Below are 16,872 nucleotides of genomic sequence, written 5' to 3'. Positions count from 1 at the left end.
ACAAAAATTGACTGTATCTCAATAATGAGGACGCTATTGTTTTCTTATCGATTTCCTGCATCACCAGCGCTAGCACTGATTTAATCGCCGATGTCATCACCAACCCGAGCAATTGTCTTAGAAAACTTATCTAAAGCTTATAAACGCTATCATCACCCAACTGAGCGCTTAAAAGAATTGTTGCTCCCCGGTAAAGCTAAAGCAGAAACATTCTGGGCCCTGCGGGATATTAATCTAGAAATTAATGCTGGGGAAACTGTAGGCATTATCGGGCGTAATGGTTCTGGAAAAAGTACGCTGTTGCAAATTATTGCCGGCACCCTGCAACCTAGCCAGGGCGAAGTAACTGTCAATGGTCGAATTTCTGCGCTTTTAGAGCTAGGCAGTGGCTTTAATCCTGAATTCACCGGCAAACAAAATGTCTTTTTTAACGGTCGTATCTTAGGGTTGTCTCAAGAAGAAATCACTGCGCGGTTTGATGATATTGCCGCCTTTGCTGATATTGGTGATTTTATTCATCAGCCCGTCAAAACATATTCCAGTGGCATGTATGTTCGACTGGCTTTTGCGGTTGCGATTAATGCTGATCCTGACATTTTGATAGTTGATGAAGCTTTGTCGGTGGGGGATGAAGCGTTTCAGCGCAAATGCTTTGCTCGGATTTATGATCTGCAGGAAAAAGGGGCAACGGTGCTATTTGTGTCGCATTCTGCGGGGTCAATCGTCGAACTGTGCGATCGCGCGGCGCTGATTGATGATGGCGAGTTGCTGCTGCAAGGGGCCCCAAAAATTGTCATCGCAAACTACCAAAAATTTCTCTTTGCGCCGATTGAAAAACGGGCTGAACTCAGAGAGATGTATAAACGAGAAGGAACCAGTGACGATAGTGCCCTGGCTGAGCAGTTTGCCGCGCCCAAGCAGCTCATTGAAAGCGATCGCCAAGACCAGACCGACCCATCTCGAATGTTAGAAGTTGGCTACGACCCTTACCTCAAGCCACAACATACGATTGAGTATCAGTCGCAAGGCGCAAAAATTAAGAACCCCTCAGTGACTACGTTGGCCGGTCGTCAGGCTAATCTCCTGCTAAGTAACGAAAAGTATATTTATAGTTATTCAGTCTATTTTTCTCAGGAAGCTTTCCAGGTCAGATTCGGCATGATGATCAAAACGATCACCGGTTTTGAATTAGGCGGTGCGGCCTCGCATACTCACCGCAATGCCATCGAATATGTCTCAGCAGGCAGCCTAATCTATGTCAGTTTTGAATTCTTTTGTGCTCTCGCCCCTGGTGCGTATTTTCTGAATTCTGGTGTGCTGGGACGTATTAACGGGGAAGAGATTTACTTAGACCGGGCTGTTGATGCGTCAATGTTCAAGGTGCAATCAGACCACAACTATAAGGCTACTGGGATTGTTGACTTTCAAGTAGATCCCAAAGTATCAATCACATCCAGCGCGCTTTAAATATTCAAAATTTAAAGCATTGACGGAGGTGCGGCACCAACGAGTGACTCCTCGATCAAACGGCTGGGACACCTTGCCTGTCCCTCCCCGATTGCGGATTTCTGTACCGTTGCCGATGCCTTTGAGTGCAGCGTCAAGCCTAAGAGGATGTTTGAGAATTCATCCGAGGTATCAAATTAGGCTAAGCGTCGCACCATAATCCGAATCATAGCGAGGTAGATGAATGCCTCACTGGTTTCGGGTAAGACCTCATAATCTTTGCTCAAGCGGCGATAGCGGTTAAACCACCCAAAGGTGCGCTCCACCTTCCACCGTTTTTTTAGCAAGACAAATCCCTGGGCCGCTTCTGGCCTGAGGACGACCCAAATCACCCAGCGCAAGGTGTCAATCGCCCATTGGTAAAACGGGGCTCCATCGTAGCCGCCATCCACCCAGACGGTATGCACCCGACGCACTGTCGCCCCCATCTGTTTCACTTTCTGCAATACCCGCTTACCCCCTTCACGCTCGGGAACATCGGCAGCGGTCACCAAGACCCGCAAAACCAGACCCAAGGTGTCGATGGTCAGGTGCCGCTTGCGACCTTTGACCCTTTTCGCGCCGTCATAGCCCACCTCATCCGCAATCATCGTGGCAGTTTTGACACTTTGGCTATCAACAATTAACTCTGAAGGACTGTTTGAACGACCTTCCACCAGGCGGCTGAGAACATAGAGTTCGTCGTGGATGGCCAGCAGGGTGCCATCCTTTTTCCACCGCCGAAAATAGGTGTAAACCGTTTGCCAGGGGGGAAAGTCGCCGGGTAAGCCCCGCCAGGTACACCCTTCGCAGAGCACATAGAAGATCGCATTCAAAATCGCCCACAGACTGGTGGTGCGTGGTCGACCTCGGGGGGCCCCGTCTGAGGTGTCCAGGAAAAAGCGGGTGGACAAAAAGGCAAACTGTTCGGCGGTGAGGTCACTCGGATAGACTTTACTCATGCTCACTCAAGGGCTGATGGTTCGTATCTTCACTCAAGGGCTGATGGTTCGTATCTTCAGCTTATGGCGAGTGAGCTTTTTTACTGACTGAGCGATTTATCAAACATCCTCTAAAATTCATGGGTGAGTTAGGTTTGTTTTGTCAAGTCTATCAGCCCCAAAGATTCAATAGCCTCAGACCTGCTGCGGGTATCAAGGCAAGGTGAGTAAAGCGCCCTAAATATTCAAAGCTTTTGTAGGATGGGTTAGCGCAGCGTAACCCATGCGGGCGTTGGGTTTCGTTCCTCAACCACAATCTACATATACCTACGTTTATTTATCTCCACCTACTTATATCGAATCGTTAAAGCATCTGGCGCAGCCTTTCTTAATCCTTTCATAAATATGATTTCTTTGTATTTTAATTAGTCCTTAAATCAGTTAATTAAGAGGAATTAAAGGAATAGTTATTTTTAGAAGTTTTACCGTTTTATTAATAGCTGATAGTATCTTTTCGAGTTGATAAAAATCCTGATTAGGGATTGTGTTGACTCGCCTGTCTATTTCGCGGAGCTTTGGCTCAATCAACGCGATCGGGCAATTACTGCAAAGGTGTGAAGAGTAATGATGACTAACAAATTGTGGAAAGTATTGTTAGCAAGTCCCGTCCTGTTGGGCATGGGTTTTGCTGGTTCGGCTAACGCGCAAGTTAGCACCATCGACGAACTTGTCGATGTTTCTCCGACTCCGGACAACTGGGCCTTCGGCGCTCTGCAGTCCTTGGTTGAAGATTATGGCTGTATTGAAGGTGATCTCGGTACTCGGACTTACCGTGGTAACCAGTTCATGACTCGTTATGAGTTTGCCGCTGGTTTGAACGCTTGTTTGGATTCCATCCGTTTCTTGATTGCTGACGGTGGTCTCGACCCTGAAACTTTGGCTACCATTCAGCGCTTGCAGGAAGAATTTGCAGCTGAGTTGGCCACTCTGCGCGGTCGCGTTGATGCACTGGAAGCTGAGACCGCTGAACTTCGCGCTCAGCAGTTCTCCACCACCACCAAACTGCGTGGTCAGGTTGATGCTCACTTGGTTGCTCCCTTCGGCGAAACCACCATTCAAATTGGTGGTGGCAATACTGGAGTTGATGTTGACACTGACGAGAACCTAGCTTTCACCGCACGGGCTCGCTTGAACTTTGACACCAGCTTCACTGGCGATGATCGCTTGCGGGTTCGTCTGCAGGCTGCCGATGATGATTTCGATCTCTTGAACTTTGCCGGTGGCCTAGCCAACTCTGATGACGGCGCCCTCGATGTCGAAATCAATGACTTTTACTATAGCTTTGGGGTCGGCGATAACCTCGAGTTCATCGTGGCCGCTAACAGCATTGCAACCGATGACTTTGTCGTCAGCACTATCGTTCCTTTTGATGGGCCAGCGGTCGCTGATGCTGGAACGCCTCAACTCTATGGCTTTGATATGGGTGGTGGTGGTTTCGCTGTTGGGGGTAGTGCAGCCCTAGGCGAAAACTTTGTTATCGATGCTGGTTACTCTGCTGACAATGGGGAAGATGGCTCTAACGATCCTCGTGATGGCATTGCGGGTGCGGCTGAGCAATCCTACATTATCCAAGGTAGCTATATCAGCGATGGCTTAATTGATGCCGCGATCGCCTATATGCGCGGTAACGATGGTGATGACAGAAACTTCACTAATACTTACGCCGGTTTGCTGAATCTTGACTTCGACGGCTTCTTCGTTGCGGGCACCGTTGCTTGGCACGATAACGGCGATGACGATGACTTCTCTTGGATGGCCGGTGCGGGCTTTGAAGATCTCTTCTTCGAAGGCTCTACGTTTGGTGCATACTACGCCGACCTACCTGACTATAACGACCGCCTCGATCCCTCTATGTTCGAGGTCTACTTGGGTATTCCAGTCAATGAGTTCTTGACCATTACACCTGCGGTTGTGTACGGCGATTTGGATACGGGTACGTTGGCGGATCCTGGTGATGGTAGCCAGTGGTACGGCGTTATTCGAACAACTTTCGAATTCTAAGCAAAGGGCTTAGTTGGCATCCTTAATACAGATGCATTCACCTTTGTCAGGGGACTGTAGTTTTTGAAGATAAATTTAGCCCGCATATTTATCCAATGCTACGGTTTCCTGATGAAGGAGATGAAGGCAAGTCAATACGCACAAAGCTGAAACCATTTCTGGCAGGGCTTCTCACATGTGTAATCTGTCAGGTACTTTCGGGGACATGGCAGATTTCAGGGATGTGACAGATCTTTTTTAGGCTCACAGACTAGTCTGCTCGAATTCAATCTGTTAGTATTTGCTCAAGCAGTTCCGCAGCCAGTGTGGTGCTGGTTGTGGTTGCTGGCCTGTACACGTGCAGGCTAATTGAACCTAACCTCAAGGTGTGAGGAGAGTAAAGGGTAAATGTCTAACAAATTGTGGAAAGTATTGTTAGCAAGCCCCGTGCTGTTGGGCATGGGTTTTGCTGGTTCCGCTAACGCGCAAGTTAGCACCATCGACGAACTCGTCGATGTTTCTCCGACTCCGGACAACTGGGCTTTCGGCGCTCTGCAGTCCTTGGTTGAAGATTACGGCTGTATTGAAGGTGACCTCGGTACTCGGACTTACCGTGGTAACCAGTTCATGACTCGTTACGAGTTTGCCGCTGGTTTGAACGCTTGTTTGGATTCCATCCGTTTCTTGATTGCTGACGGTGGTCTCGACCCTGAAACTTTGGCTACCATTCAGCGCTNNNTTCCATCCGTTTCTTGATTGCTGACGGTGGTCTCGACCCTGAAACTTTGGCTACCATTCAGCGCTTGCAGGAAGAATTTGCAGCTGAATTGGCCACTCTGCGCGGTCGCGTTGATGCGCTGGAAGCTGAGACCGCTGAACTTCGCGCTCAGCAGTTCTCCACCACCACCAAACTGCGTGGTCAGGTCGACGGTAACTTGGTTGCTCCTTTCGGCGAAACCACCATTCAAATTGGTGGTGGCAACACTGGGATTGATGTTGACACTGATGAGAACCTGGCGTTCACCGCTCGGGCTCGCTTGAACTTTGACTCCAGCTTCACTGGCGATGATCGCTTGCGCGTTCGTTTGCAGGCTGGTGACAATGACTTCAGCATCATGAACTTTGCCGGTGGTCTGGCTAATGCTTCTGGCACTGGCAACCTTGATGTCGTCATTGACGACTTCTACTACAGCTTTGGTGTTGGCGATAATCTCGACTTCATCGTGGCTGCTAATAGCATCCAGACTGACGACTTTGTAGTTAGCACCATTGTTCCTTTCGATGGTCCTGGTGTTGCTGATCCTAGTGGTCCAGTCCTGTATGACTTCGACATGGGTGGCGGCGGTTTCGCCTTTGGTGGTAGTGCTGCTCTCGGTGACAACTTCGTTATCGACGCTGGTTACTCCGCTGACAATGGCGAAGACGGCTCCAACGACCCCCGTGATGGTATTGCTGGCGCAGCTAGCCAGTCCTACATCGTCCAGGGTAGCTACATCAGCGATGGTTTGATTGACGCTGCTGTTGCTTATATGCGCGGTAATGGTGACGGTGACAGAAACTTCACTGACACTTTTGCTGGTCTGTTAAACCTTGACTTCGGTCAGTTCTTTGTTGCTGGTACTGCTGCTTGGAGTGACAACGGCGACGACGATGACTTCCATTGGATGGCTGGTGCTGGTATCGAAGACATCTTCTTTGAAGGGTCTACTCTCGGTGCTTACTACGCCGATCTGCCTGACTACAGCGACAGACGCGATCCTTCTATGTTCGAAGTCTACTTGGGTGTGCCGGTCAACGAATTCTTGACCATCACTCCTGCTGTTATCTACGGCGATTTGGACACGGGTACTTTGGCTGATCCTGGTGATGGTAGCCAGTGGTACGGTGCACTCCGTGCAACCTTCTCCTTCTAATCAGAAAGTCGTATTCTCTGCTTAGTTAGAAGAGCATAAAAGGGGGAGCAGTTACTGCTCTCCCTTTTTTCATGGCAGGTTAATGCTGGATATTTGGCCAGAAATGGAGGTTATTTAAGCTTGCACTCGAAGCATATTGTTGTGAGGGAAACTATGCGATTTTAGAATCCTGCAAACCCGACTGGGGAACCGGGGTTATACTGGTAGGCAGCTTTGTCTATCCAAACGCTTGTGGAACTATCTAGCAAAAGTGAATATGCGCTGTTAGCTTTACTGGAACTGGGACGTGGGTTTGCGACTGGTGACCCGATGCAAATTCGCCAAATTGCGGCTCAGCAAAACATTCCTGATCGCTATCTGGAGCAACTCCTCGCCACGCTGCGGCGAGCGGGTTTTGTCAAAAGTCAACGAGGGGCGAAGGGCGGTTATTTGTTAGCGCGATCGCCCTGGCAAATTACCCTCTATGAGATTGTCAGCTGCATCGAAGGGTTTGATGTAGCTAAAGAGACCGCTACTACGCCACAAACTTCTGAAGGGGCGGTCATCGCTGAGGCTTGGGAAGCGGCTCGACAAGCGGCGGAAGACGCGCTGCGTAAGCAAACCTTGCAGGATTTGTTGGACCAGTGCAAAGCTAAACAACAAGTTGACCTGATGTATTACATTTAGTGACCATGCGTATCGCCGACAATGTTACCGACCTCATTGGTCACACTCCGCTCGTTCGCCTTAATCGCATTCCCCAGTCGGAGGGCTGTCAGGCGAATATTGTTGTCAAGCTAGAAGGGATGAATCCCTCGGCGTCGGTGAAAGACCGCATTGGCATCAATATGATTAATGCGGCTGAGGCTGCTGGCAAAATCGCCCCCGGTCGCACCACGCTGGTGGAACCCACCTCAGGCAATACAGGTATTGCGCTCGCGATGGCGGCAGCAGCCAAAGGCTATCGACTGATTTTGACCATGCCTGAAACCATGAGTAGCGAACGACGCGCCATGCTGAGGGCGTTTGGGGCCGAGCTTAAGTTAACTCCCGGCTTAGAGGGCATGTCAGGCTGTATTCGTTGCGCCCAAAAGTTGGTCAACACCCTGCCTGATGCCTATATGTTGCAGCAGTTTTCCAATCCGGCCAATCCTGATATTCATCGCCAAACCACGGCTGAAGAGATTTGGGCGGATACGGATGGCACCGTAGATATGGTGATTGCCGGGGTAGGTACTGGGGGAACCATTACAGGCGTTTCAGAGGTGCTCAAGGCGCGCAAGCCCGAGGTTCAGGCGATCGCGGTGGAACCCACCAACAGTCCGATTTTGTCGGGCGGTCATGCCGGACCTCACAAAATTCAGGGCATTGGTGCGGGCTTCATTCCTGAGGTGCTAAATACCGAGATTATCGATGAGGTAATTACTGTCAGCGATGAGGAAGCCATTGACTATGGACGGCGGCTCGCGCGGGAAGAGGGACTGTTATCGGGGATTTCGACCGGAGCTGTGCTGAAAGCGGCGATCGCAGTCGGTTCGCGTCCCGAAAATGCCGGCAAACTGATTGTGATGATTCAGCCTAGCTTTGGCGAGCGGTATCTGAGTACGCCATTATTCCAAGATCCAGAATTACTAGCGCCAGTTGCACTGAATTAAATTTGGTTGAGCGGGTTCTACCGACACAGTGAAATGCCCACGGTGATCGCCCGACTCGGGAACGATACGGCTGCTAGCGGTCGACTATTCGGCGGGGGACAGACGCACCAGGTTATACGTTTCAGTGGTGACCAATGGGGTTGATGCGCCAGGCCAATTGAGCGCTGTAAGTTCGTTTGCGGTACCAACCACCAGTGCCGATTGGGTCGGCTCTGCCTGCAGCGTATCGCGCAACTCGTCTGGGCGTTCGATATAGGTGACGGGGGCTTGAGTATAGAAAACCAGGGAGGGTTTCATAAACCCAACCATATAAAGGGACTCCTCTGGTTGCTGTTCGGCGATCGCGGTCGCCGCAATCTCGCGCAGAGGCTGTTGGCGCACCTGATCCGCTAACTGAAAGGTGGGCAAAATTGACAGCAACATAAAGGCGGCAAAGGCCACCAAATTGACGCTCCACAACCAGCGATGACGGCGACGCAGCAGTAAGCCGATGCCCACTAGCAAAGCTATGCCCCAAATCCAGGCGGCCCGCACCATCACGCCGGACTCCCGGACTAAATCGGGTAAACCAGGCATCGCTGGGTCATTGCCCATCCAGTTGGGGCTGTAGAGTGCAGCGGCAGCGAGGACGCCAAAAATCAAGAGATTCAAGCCATAACTCACCCAAAAGCCCAGACCGGATCTGGTTGGTGTTTGTGGTGATGGGCAGAGGCGATCGCTCCAACCGAGCCCGATCAACACCGATGCAGCGGGCATCAGGGGCAGGACATAACTGGGTAGCTTAGTCACCGCAATGGTGAAAAAGCCAAAAATTACGATGAACCAGGTCAACGCAAAGATCCCCAGGTGAGACGACCGGGGTTGGGTTTGCCAAAACTGGCGACGGTGGGACTGGAGACGAGCGATCGCCCACGGTAAAAAAGGCGACCAGGGCAAAAATCCAACGGCTACGACCAAAAAATAAAAGTACCAGGGAGCCGCATGACCGTTCACGACATTGGTGAACCGTTCAACGTTGTGATAGCCAAAAAACGAATCGATATACGCCTGTCCGTTGGCCGCAATTACCAGCACATGCCAAGGCACCGTGATGGCGAAGAAGATGATTGCCCCTTTCACGAGCTGCAGCTCTCGCAGTCCCTGGCGTAATTGACCGACGTAAGCCAAAAAGGCCAGCACGATGAGACCCGGCAACACCAAGCCCACCGGACCTTTGGTGAGGACGGCGAGTCCCAGAAAAACGTAAGCAGTGAGATACCAGTTGCGCTGACGTTGGGGAAATTCGGGTTGGGCATAGCCCAAAAAGAAGGTGAATAGGGCGATGCCCATGCAGCCCGAGAGCAGCATGTCTGACACGCCACTCCGGGCCCAGGCGATCGTTTCCGGGTGTAGGGCCATGACGGCAGAGCCGATCATGGCGGACCCGAATAAGTTGCGCTGGCTGAGGCGCGATCGCTGTGGAGCGGTACCGTTCATCTCTCCCGTGATGGCAGTGGCCAGTTCTGGTCGCGAAAAGCCAAATCGACGCAAGGTATAAAAGCCCATGCCCACTAGCGCCGTGGCTGCGAGGGCCGACGGCAATCGCACCGCCCATTCCCCCGCGCCAAAAATCTGGAACCCGATCGCCATCAGCCAGTACACCAGTGGTGGTTTATCAAACCGGGTCACCCCGTTGAAATAAGGTGTCACCCAGTCACCCGTGACGGTCATTTGGCGGGAGGCTTCGGCAAAGAGGGGTTCAGTCTCATCTACTAGGCCGACACTCGCCAAGCCGAGAAAAAACGCGATGCCGCACATGAGCATGACCCAGCCGACGGCTACCCAAAGTTCTCGCTGCTGTGACTGGTGCGTAGTGAGCGATGAGGGAATGGCACTCTTGAGGGGAGGATGCTTCATGGTCAGGTACCAAGCCGGAAATAGGGAACCAGTCTTCTAGGGTACAGCGATTCGTCTATTCCCATGGCACGGGGCGGGTCACAACCAGAGCTGGCATACGGGGAGTGTGAGGGTAGATGGGTGATTGGGTGTGAGGGTGTATGGAGGCTTTGCATCTAGGCGGGGAATCTTCCACAATGAGGCAGAGGACGATCGCGCCTCAACGTTGCTTCAAACTGTAGACAGGCTGCTATGACTGCGAGATCCGTTGAGACTGATCACTACCGCACGCTGAAGATTGCAGAAACTGCGACTCAGCAAGAAATCAAGCAGTCCTATCGACGACTAGCGAAGGCGCTGCATCCAGATACCCAGAGTGATCCAGGGGATGCCGAGAGCATCAAGCGTTTGAACGCCGCTTACGAAGTGTTGGGCGACCCGCAGTCGCGTTCAGATTACGATCGCGATCGCCGCGCGCAACAGGCCGGTTTCCAGTCTGAAAGTCAGATTCGCGATCGGGCCAACCGCACGGCCCAATCGCAGGCCCACTATCAGCAACGGCGACAGGCCGCTCAAGCGGCGGACGATGCTTTTGCGACTTGGGTCAGCAAAGTCTATAACCCGGTGGACCGCCTCATTGCGAAAATCCTCAATCCGCTCAAGGCCGAAATTCGGTCACTGTCGGGCGATCCCTTCGACGATGAGCTGATGGAAAACTTCCAGAGCTATCTCGAAGGCTGTCGGGACAATTTGGAAAAAGCACGGACGAAGTTTCAATCTGTCTCTAATCCGTCTAGCACCGCAGGCGTAGCGGCCAATCTTTACTATTGCCTCAACCAGCTTGAAGACGGCATTGAGGAAATGGAGCGCTATACCTACTGCTATGAGGAAAGCTATTTGCACACTGGGCAAGAGCTATTTCGTATTTCGGCCAAGCTGCGGCGGGAAGCGAAAGACAAGTTGAAGGTAGCGAGCCGTTGAAGAAACCAGTCAGAGTGTTGGCGAGTGCTTGGTTAGTCATTATGGCGATGGCCGTTGTCTACCAAGGTTTGTCGAAGCAATGGCTGCGATTTGCTGATCTGCGACCCAATGCGCTAGTCAGCGGCACACCATATGTTTATGATCTTGCGGCAACCGCGATCGCATTGCCCACCGGGAAAACCGTCACGCACACTGAGCTGTACCTCAAACATTCCACCGACGACATCCGATTCATCGTACCGCTCGAACTCTGGCCAGGTGCCTTGACGGCTCAAGGATGTGCTGACTGCGTTAGCGTGATTCGGCGGGGCGGGAGAATTTATGCGATCGTGCGTTTACCCGGCGGCGGCTCCGGCGGGTATGACATCAATCAAGTTATGGAAATTCTGGAGGGGTGGGCGCTGCATCAAGGCAGTTTTTTAAGCTGTGGCCGCGCCTATGTCCAGCACAGTGAACTAGTGTTTCCCCGTCATGCGACCGGTTGCCCGGAATTGCCTTGGGGCTATGTGCCCTGGGGCCAGTGGGAATATGCGACAGTCGATCTCTCAGAACTGTAAGTGATCAATGTGGCACTATCCCTGCGATAATAAAATGTTTGCTGGAAAGCGATCGCTACAATAAAGTCATCTCTTCATCCTCCTCGGCCTGAATCCATGCCTCTTCCCATCGTTGCAATTATTGGTCGCCCCAATGTGGGCAAGTCTACTCTCGTGAATCGGCTGGCGGGGGTGCAAGAGGCGATCGTCTACGACACGCCGGGGGTGACCCGCGATCGCACCTACAAGCCCGCCTTTTGGGCCGATCGGGACTTCTTGGTGGTGGATACCGGAGGGCTGATCTTTGACGACGATACGGAATTTTTGCCCTACATTCGCGAGCAGGCGATGCTGGCTCTGAGTGAAGCCAGTGCGGCTATCATGGTCGTCGATGGTCAAGAAGGGCCGACCGCATCCGATCTCGAAATTGCCCAGTGGCTGCGGCAACAGCATTCCGTGCCTGTCTTTCTCGCGGTGAACAAGTGCGAATCGCCAGATCAAGGATTGATTCAAGCCGCGCAGTTTTGGGAGTTGGGATTGGGCGAACCTTATGCCGTTTCGGGCATTCACGGCAACGGCACAGGCGAACTGCTGGATGAACTGGTGAGCCATCTGCCGCCCCCGGAAGCCATTGAGGAACCGGAAGAGATTCGGGTTGCGATTGTGGGCCGCCCCAACGTGGGCAAATCCAGTTTGTTGAATGCGTTTGTGGGGGAAAATCGCGCGATCGTCAGTCCGGTCTCGGGGACGACGCGCGATGCGATCGACATGCTGGTGGAGCGAGATGACAAGCGCTATCGCTTGATTGATACCGCTGGCATCCGGAAGAAAAAGAATGTGGATTATGGCCCCGAATTTTTTGGCATCAACCGAGCGTTCAAAGCGATTCGCCGGGCGGATGTGGTGCTGCTAGTGATTGATGCGATCGATGGCGTTACTGAACAAGATCAGAAACTGGCGGGACGCATTGAAGAGGATGGTCGCGCCTGCGTTGTGGTGGTGAATAAGTGGGATGCGGTGGACAAAGACTCCCACACGATTTATGAATACGATCGCACCATTGGCAGCAAGCTCTATTTCATGGAATGGGCCAAGCGGATTTATACCAGCGCCATGACTGGGCAGCGCGTGCCGAATATTCTCGACTTAGTAGATCAAGCTGTAGCAGAGCATCGCCGCCGCGTCAGCACCTCAGTGGTTAACGAAGTGCTGGAAGAAGCGGTCGGTTGGCATACGCCCCCCACCACGCGGCAGGGCCGGCAAGGCCGGATTTATTACGGCACCCAGGTCACGGCGCGACCGCCTACATTTGCACTGTTTGTGAATGATCCGAAACTGTTTGGTGAGAGCTATCGCCGCTATATTGAGAAACAGTTTCGTCAAAACTTAGGCTTTGAAGGCAGCCCGATTCGGCTATTGTGGCGAGGTAAGAAAATGCGGGATCTGGAACGTCAAAGTGCCAACCGCGCGACGAAAGTGTAACCGCTTGACCTGAAGCATGGATCTGCTCAAAACCCTGCCCATTGGCCTCTATCTCGAAGAGCCGGTCACCTGGCTGCATCGCCTCGACCCGCGTGTCAAGCTATTTTGGCTGTTTAGCATTTTGGTCAGCCCCATTTTGGCGAATGCGAGCTGGCGGTTCTTTTTAGTGGGCTTGTTGATGGGGTTGACGATCGCTGCTTTGATTCCCCTGCGGGTGTGGCGGCAGCAAATGGGGTGGTTACTGTTTCTCTGCACCATGATGCTGGTGTTAACCTCACTGCTGCCGGATGGTTTGGCGATCGATTATTTGTCGCCGGTGCCGTCACCAGCCGCGATCCAGAGCGTTGAGCCGTTTCCCGATCAATTTCCCCCAGCGGCGTTTGAGATGCCACCGGCAACGGGTTACCAGTATGTCGTGTTCGACGCTTGGCGACTGACGGTGACCCAGCGATCGCTAGAACTGGGCATTCGCCTGAGTACGCTACTGTTTACGCTCATCTACGGCACCAACTTGTTTTTGCTGACCACTGCGTCGGAAGAAGTGACGGTGGCGATTGAGGTGCTGATGCGTCCACTGCGATCGCTCAAGGTTCCTGTCACCGAAATTGCCCTTACCGTCACGCTGGCGCTACGCTTCATCCCCCTCGTGCTGGAAGAGACGCAAAACCTGATTCGTTCCGTCCAAACCCGTGCCATCAACTGGAAAAAACTCGGCTTTCGGGGCTCCGCGCAAGTGTGGCTCGCGGTCATTGAGCGGTTGTTGAAAAACCTACTGCTTCGGGCTGAACAGACGGCGGCGGCGATGGCGGTACGAGGTTTTACGACTCCGAATACCCACCGCGTGAAATGGTCAGAGCTGCGCTTGCGGACGGCTGATTTTATAGCGTTAGTCGTGCTCGTTGGCTTTTGGTACGCCCGCGTTGTCTGGGGTAGCGAAGGAGTCTGATGCTGTCACCGTGGTACGTGCGATCGCGCCCCCTCAACGGCAAAACGGGGTCGGATATTTTTGCCGCGCTATACGGTCGGCCCTCATCCGGTGCCAACACATCGAATCGGAACGCGGACTGGGAGACTATTGCGACCCTGTTGGAAAGTCCTGATCAGCTGCCGCCTGAGACTCCCCAAGCCCGACTGGCTCGCTATTCGATCTGCGCTGGACCGCCCCGGTGTGAGGGCGATCGCCCGCTGGTGTGGACGCCTCCAGTCAGTGAAATTTTGCCGATGCTGGCCGCCCGACTGGCCACCCCCCACGCCCCCACGATGCTGCTGGACGAGCAGGGCCAACCGCTGGCGACCCAACTGGAACCGTTTGCGGGGGGCTGGCTGGGCTGGTTGGGCTATGATCTGGCCTGGGAAATTGAAACGCTGCCGACTCATAATACTGACCCGCTGCCCTTTCCCGTGGCCTTTTGGTACGAGCCAGATACCTTTGCCATTTTGGATCACGTCGAGCAGCAGCTCTGGTTAGCGGCTACGCAACCCGCAAAATTGGATGCAATGGAGCAGGCGATCGCCACTGCCCAAATTGTCCCGCTATCCTCCCCAGCCTTTGCTAAACCCTTGGAATTTGCGTCCTCCCAGGCTACCTACGAAGCTGCTGTGCGCCGGGCCAAGGAATACATTCGCGCAGGCGATATTTTTCAGGCTAATCTATCACTCCGTTTCACCACTGAAACCACCACCGATAGCTGGACGATCTATCAACACCTGCATCGCATTAATCCGTCTCCGTTTGCGAGCTACTGGCGGACGCCGTGGGGAGCTGTGGTGAGTTGCTCGCCAGAGCGCCTGGTCTCTCTCCGGGCTGGCAACCAAGGTCAACGGGCTGAAACTCGCCCGATCGCAGGTACTCGCCCTCGGGGGGCCTCGCCAGCCGCCGATCAGGCCTTAGCGCAAGAACTGCTCAGTAACCGCAAAGAACTGGCGGAACATATCATGCTTGTGGACCTAGAGCGGAATGACTTGGGACGAGTCTGTACCTGGGGTACGGTCGAGGTCGACGAACTGCTGGCGCTGGAACCCTACAGTCACGTGATGCACTTGGTCAGCAATGTCGTGGGGCAGCTTGCACCCGATAAAACGGCGATCGATTTGATACGGGCAACGTTTCCCGGCGGTACAATCACCGGCTGTCCCAAGGTCCGCTGCATGGAAATCATCGAAGAGTTGGAACCCTGGCGGCGCAGCTTATTCTACGGCTCTTGTGGTTATTTGGATTGGCGCGGCCAGCTGGACTTGAATATCTTGATTCGGACCTTGCTGATGGCTCCTCAGGCTCAGGATGACTCACAGACTGTGTGGGGCCAAGTGGGGGCAGGCATTGTGGCCGATAGTGAACCGACCCGAGAGTGGCGTGAGTCGCTGCAAAAAGCGCAAGCCCAGTTGCTCGCGATCGGCCTCACGGACGAAACCATGACCGCTCTGTAAAACTTGTCGGGACTTGCAGCGAGTCATGGTCAGGGGCGCTCGCGCGATACTCCTGAGCATAAAGGGGAGCGATCGGCGACGGTCTTAGGGGGACGGGTCCCTTGTCGGCTCCGCCGAGATGTGCAGGAATTGGCCAAGGGACCCGTCCCCTGACACGATAATTGCCAAGCTATGGTGCCCGATGCGATCGCACTGGGATAGGTCATGGTCGGTGAGTCGTGGAGATCGTTTTACTATCCACTGCCGGAAAATTGCGGCGTATTCAACGGTTTTTGTAATCAAAGTGCCACCCTGATATACACTCTAGTGTTACATCCCGTGATGACCTAAAGTGTTTGGGTGGCTAGCGGTACCATGACTCAAGTTTTCCCACCTGGATGAGTACAGAAAATTACATTAATCACCCAACGTTTGGTCTACTCTTCCGGCTGTGTATGGTGGCCGAAGGGCAAGAGTTATTCGCGACCTTGTATGCCCAGAGATTGTTCTTTGTGGTGACTGCAACCATCCCTCGAGGCTTCACCTTTGATTCGGTCAGTCGCAGCGATGCGCGACAACGGTTTGAAGAAAGGATGCGTGCTGTGCGGCGACAGGGCAACTATTCGGAGTACGATCGCTTGCAGAAGATCTACAAGCAAACCTTTCAATGACCGCGTCTCCGTCCACCAATTCCATTGCTGATCGCATCACGATAATTACCCGCGACCTCCCCCCCCAGGTGAGGTTGATTGGTGTTTCTAAGCGACAACCGGCGAGTGCAGTACGAGCTGCCTACCAGGCCAATCTCCGCGATTTTGGCGAAAGCATGGTGCAAGAGGCGATCGCCAAACAAGCTGAACTGACTGACCTCGATGACATTACTTGGCATCTGATCGGTCATCTGCAAAGCAACAAGGCCCGCAAGGCATTAGAGCACTTTGACTGGATTCATTCCATCGATAGTCTCAAAATTGCGACGCGGCTGGACAAGATTGCAGGCGAAATCGGGCGATCGCCTTACTGTTGTCTGCAAGTCAAAATGGTGCCCGATCCGGCCAAGTTCGGCTTTTCATTAGAAGAACTGTGGGCCGCTCTACCGGAATTGAACCAACTGAGGCATTTAAACATTGTGGGGGTAATGACCATTCCCCCTTTAGAAAGCTCAATGGCCGAGGTGGAAGCCATCTTTGAGCGGGCGAAAATTTTGGCCAATCAAATCAATCAGCAAGGGTTTGATCAGCTGCACTTATCAGAACTTTCGATGGGGATGTCGGGCGATTATCCAGTTGCGATCGCTGCTGGTTCAACGATGATTCGACTAGGCACAACTCTCTTTGGCGATCGCCCTGCTTAGGTTTCAGCGATCGGTCATTTGCAAGTTTGCTTCGAGTTAGTTTGATCCTGCAACCCTGGCCACGATCAAAAAACTTGATCGGTGCGATCGGATCAATTCAATCCAAAGGATGAAATCAAGCGCTGGTAAAGATCCTAAAGTTTTTAACTAATTATTAATTGGGGTGTCCATTTAGGGATTTCGTGTATACTGTGGACTCAAATTCCGCAAACTCGATTAGAGTAT

The 16,872-nt window shown here is 52.8% G+C and carries 14 protein-coding genes; 12 read left to right on the top strand and 2 right to left on the bottom strand.

The genetic code is table 11. The annotated features are described in order from the left end of the window. The first annotated feature begins 90 nt into the window (after nt 1-90). A complete protein-coding gene (locus DYY88_RS06615; RefSeq protein ID WP_039726100.1) occupies nt 91-1,467 on the top strand; it encodes an ABC transporter ATP-binding protein in 1,377 nt (458 codons plus the stop codon). Between the two features lie 176 nt (nt 1,468-1,643). On the opposite strand, the gene DYY88_RS06610 is transcribed toward DYY88_RS06615, so the two are convergent. Then, nucleotides 1,644-2,447, bottom strand: coding sequence for an IS5 family transposase (locus tag DYY88_RS06610; protein ID WP_039726060.1), 804 nt, complete (start codon nt 2,445-2,447; stop codon nt 1,644-1,646). Between the two features lie 603 nt (nt 2,448-3,050). Between DYY88_RS06610 and DYY88_RS06605 the strand changes: the two genes are divergently transcribed. From DYY88_RS06605 to cysK, 4 genes are all read left to right on the top strand, one after another. Then, nucleotides 3,051-4,487, top strand: coding sequence for an iron uptake porin (locus DYY88_RS06605; RefSeq protein WP_052288297.1), 1,437 nt, complete (start codon nt 3,051-3,053; stop codon nt 4,485-4,487). Nucleotides 4,488-5,251: 764 nt separating this feature from the next. Beyond that, complete coding sequence (locus DYY88_RS06600) at nt 5,252-6,379, top strand: iron uptake porin (RefSeq protein ID WP_242517580.1); 1,128 nt, start codon at nt 5,252-5,254, stop codon at nt 6,377-6,379. Between the two features lie 231 nt (nt 6,380-6,610). Further along, complete coding sequence (locus DYY88_RS06595) at nt 6,611-7,045, top strand: RrF2 family transcriptional regulator (protein ID WP_039726097.1); 435 nt, start codon at nt 6,611-6,613, stop codon at nt 7,043-7,045. A 5-nt stretch (nt 7,046-7,050) separates the two neighbouring features. Continuing rightward, nucleotides 7,051-8,013, top strand: a complete 963-nt coding sequence (cysK, locus tag DYY88_RS06590) for a cysteine synthase A (RefSeq protein WP_039729582.1) — start codon at nt 7,051-7,053, stop codon at nt 8,011-8,013. Between the two features lie 84 nt (nt 8,014-8,097). On the opposite strand, the gene DYY88_RS06585 is transcribed toward cysK, so the two are convergent. Beyond that, nucleotides 8,098-9,909 (bottom strand): ArnT family glycosyltransferase, encoded by a 1,812-nt coding sequence (locus DYY88_RS06585; protein ID WP_084607011.1) that lies wholly within the window; start codon nt 9,907-9,909, stop codon nt 8,098-8,100. 231 nt (nt 9,910-10,140) lie between these two features. Here DYY88_RS06585 and DYY88_RS06580 point away from each other — a divergent pair, with 231 nt between their 5' ends. From DYY88_RS06580 to DYY88_RS06550, 7 genes are all read left to right on the top strand, one after another. After that, nucleotides 10,141-10,869 (top strand): J domain-containing protein, encoded by a 729-nt coding sequence (locus DYY88_RS06580; RefSeq protein WP_039726096.1) that lies wholly within the window; start codon nt 10,141-10,143, stop codon nt 10,867-10,869. Nucleotides 10,870-10,910: 41 nt separating this feature from the next. After that, nucleotides 10,911-11,426 carry a hypothetical protein gene (locus DYY88_RS06575; RefSeq protein ID WP_039726095.1) on the top strand — a complete coding sequence of 172 codons (516 nt, stop codon included), beginning with the start codon at nt 10,911-10,913 and terminating at the stop codon, nt 11,424-11,426. A 96-nt stretch (nt 11,427-11,522) separates the two neighbouring features. Continuing rightward, nucleotides 11,523-12,887: a ribosome biogenesis GTPase Der gene (gene der, locus DYY88_RS06570; protein ID WP_039726093.1), complete on the top strand. Its 1,365-nt coding sequence runs from the start codon at nt 11,523-11,525 to the stop codon at nt 12,885-12,887. Between the two features lie 16 nt (nt 12,888-12,903). Beyond that, nucleotides 12,904-13,833 carry an energy-coupling factor transporter transmembrane component T family protein gene (locus DYY88_RS06565; RefSeq protein WP_039726091.1) on the top strand — a complete coding sequence of 310 codons (930 nt, stop codon included), beginning with the start codon at nt 12,904-12,906 and terminating at the stop codon, nt 13,831-13,833. Further along, nucleotides 13,833-15,314: an anthranilate synthase component I gene (locus tag DYY88_RS06560; RefSeq protein WP_039726089.1), complete on the top strand. Its 1,482-nt coding sequence runs from the start codon at nt 13,833-13,835 to the stop codon at nt 15,312-15,314. The genes DYY88_RS06565 and DYY88_RS06560 overlap by 1 nt, the downstream gene beginning before the upstream one ends. A gap of 377 nt (nt 15,315-15,691) precedes the next feature. Then, entirely contained in the window at nt 15,692-15,964 is a 273-nt protein-coding gene (gene pipX, locus DYY88_RS06555; RefSeq protein WP_039726088.1) for a transcriptional coactivator PipX, read from the top strand. Further along, the gene (locus DYY88_RS06550; RefSeq protein WP_039726086.1) at nt 15,961-16,647 is read left to right on the top strand and encodes a YggS family pyridoxal phosphate-dependent enzyme; all 687 of its coding nucleotides are present in this window, start codon (nt 15,961-15,963) and stop codon (nt 16,645-16,647) included. The genes pipX and DYY88_RS06550 overlap by 4 nt, the downstream gene beginning before the upstream one ends. Nucleotides 16,648-16,872 lie beyond the last annotated feature (225 nt).

The sequence above is a fragment of the Leptolyngbya iicbica LK genome (assembly GCF_004212215.1).
Taxonomy (GTDB): domain Bacteria; phylum Cyanobacteriota; class Cyanobacteriia; order Phormidesmidales; family Phormidesmidaceae; genus Halomicronema; species Halomicronema iicbica.
The sequence above is the reverse complement of the archived record's forward strand: the minus strand, read 5'-3'. Positions and strand labels throughout refer to the sequence as shown.

Excerpts from the sequence above, each read along its gene's own strand:
- DYY88_RS06560 (WP_039726089.1), top strand. The coding sequence starts at position 13,833 with ATGCTGTCACCGTGGTACGTGCGATCGCGCCCCCTCAACGGCAAAACG.
- DYY88_RS06580 (WP_039726096.1), top strand. The coding sequence starts at position 10,141 with ATGACTGCGAGATCCGTTGAGACTGATCACTACCGCACGCTGAAGATT.
- DYY88_RS06610 (WP_039726060.1), bottom strand. The coding sequence starts at position 2,447 with ATGAGTAAAGTCTATCCGAGTGACCTCACCGCCGAACAGTTTGCCTTT.
- der (WP_039726093.1), top strand. The coding sequence starts at position 11,523 with ATGCCTCTTCCCATCGTTGCAATTATTGGTCGCCCCAATGTGGGCAAG.
- DYY88_RS06550 (WP_039726086.1), top strand. The coding sequence starts at position 15,961 with ATGACCGCGTCTCCGTCCACCAATTCCATTGCTGATCGCATCACGATA.
- DYY88_RS06615 (WP_039726100.1), top strand. The coding sequence starts at position 91 with ATGTCATCACCAACCCGAGCAATTGTCTTAGAAAACTTATCTAAAGCT.
- DYY88_RS06565 (WP_039726091.1), top strand. The coding sequence starts at position 12,904 with ATGGATCTGCTCAAAACCCTGCCCATTGGCCTCTATCTCGAAGAGCCG.
- DYY88_RS06605 (WP_052288297.1), top strand. The coding sequence starts at position 3,051 with ATGATGACTAACAAATTGTGGAAAGTATTGTTAGCAAGTCCCGTCCTG.
- cysK (WP_039729582.1), top strand. The coding sequence starts at position 7,051 with ATGCGTATCGCCGACAATGTTACCGACCTCATTGGTCACACTCCGCTC.
- DYY88_RS06585 (WP_084607011.1), bottom strand. The coding sequence starts at position 9,909 with ATGAAGCATCCTCCCCTCAAGAGTGCCATTCCCTCATCGCTCACTACG.
- DYY88_RS06575 (WP_039726095.1), top strand. The coding sequence starts at position 10,911 with ATGGCGATGGCCGTTGTCTACCAAGGTTTGTCGAAGCAATGGCTGCGA.
- pipX (WP_039726088.1), top strand. The coding sequence starts at position 15,692 with ATGAGTACAGAAAATTACATTAATCACCCAACGTTTGGTCTACTCTTC.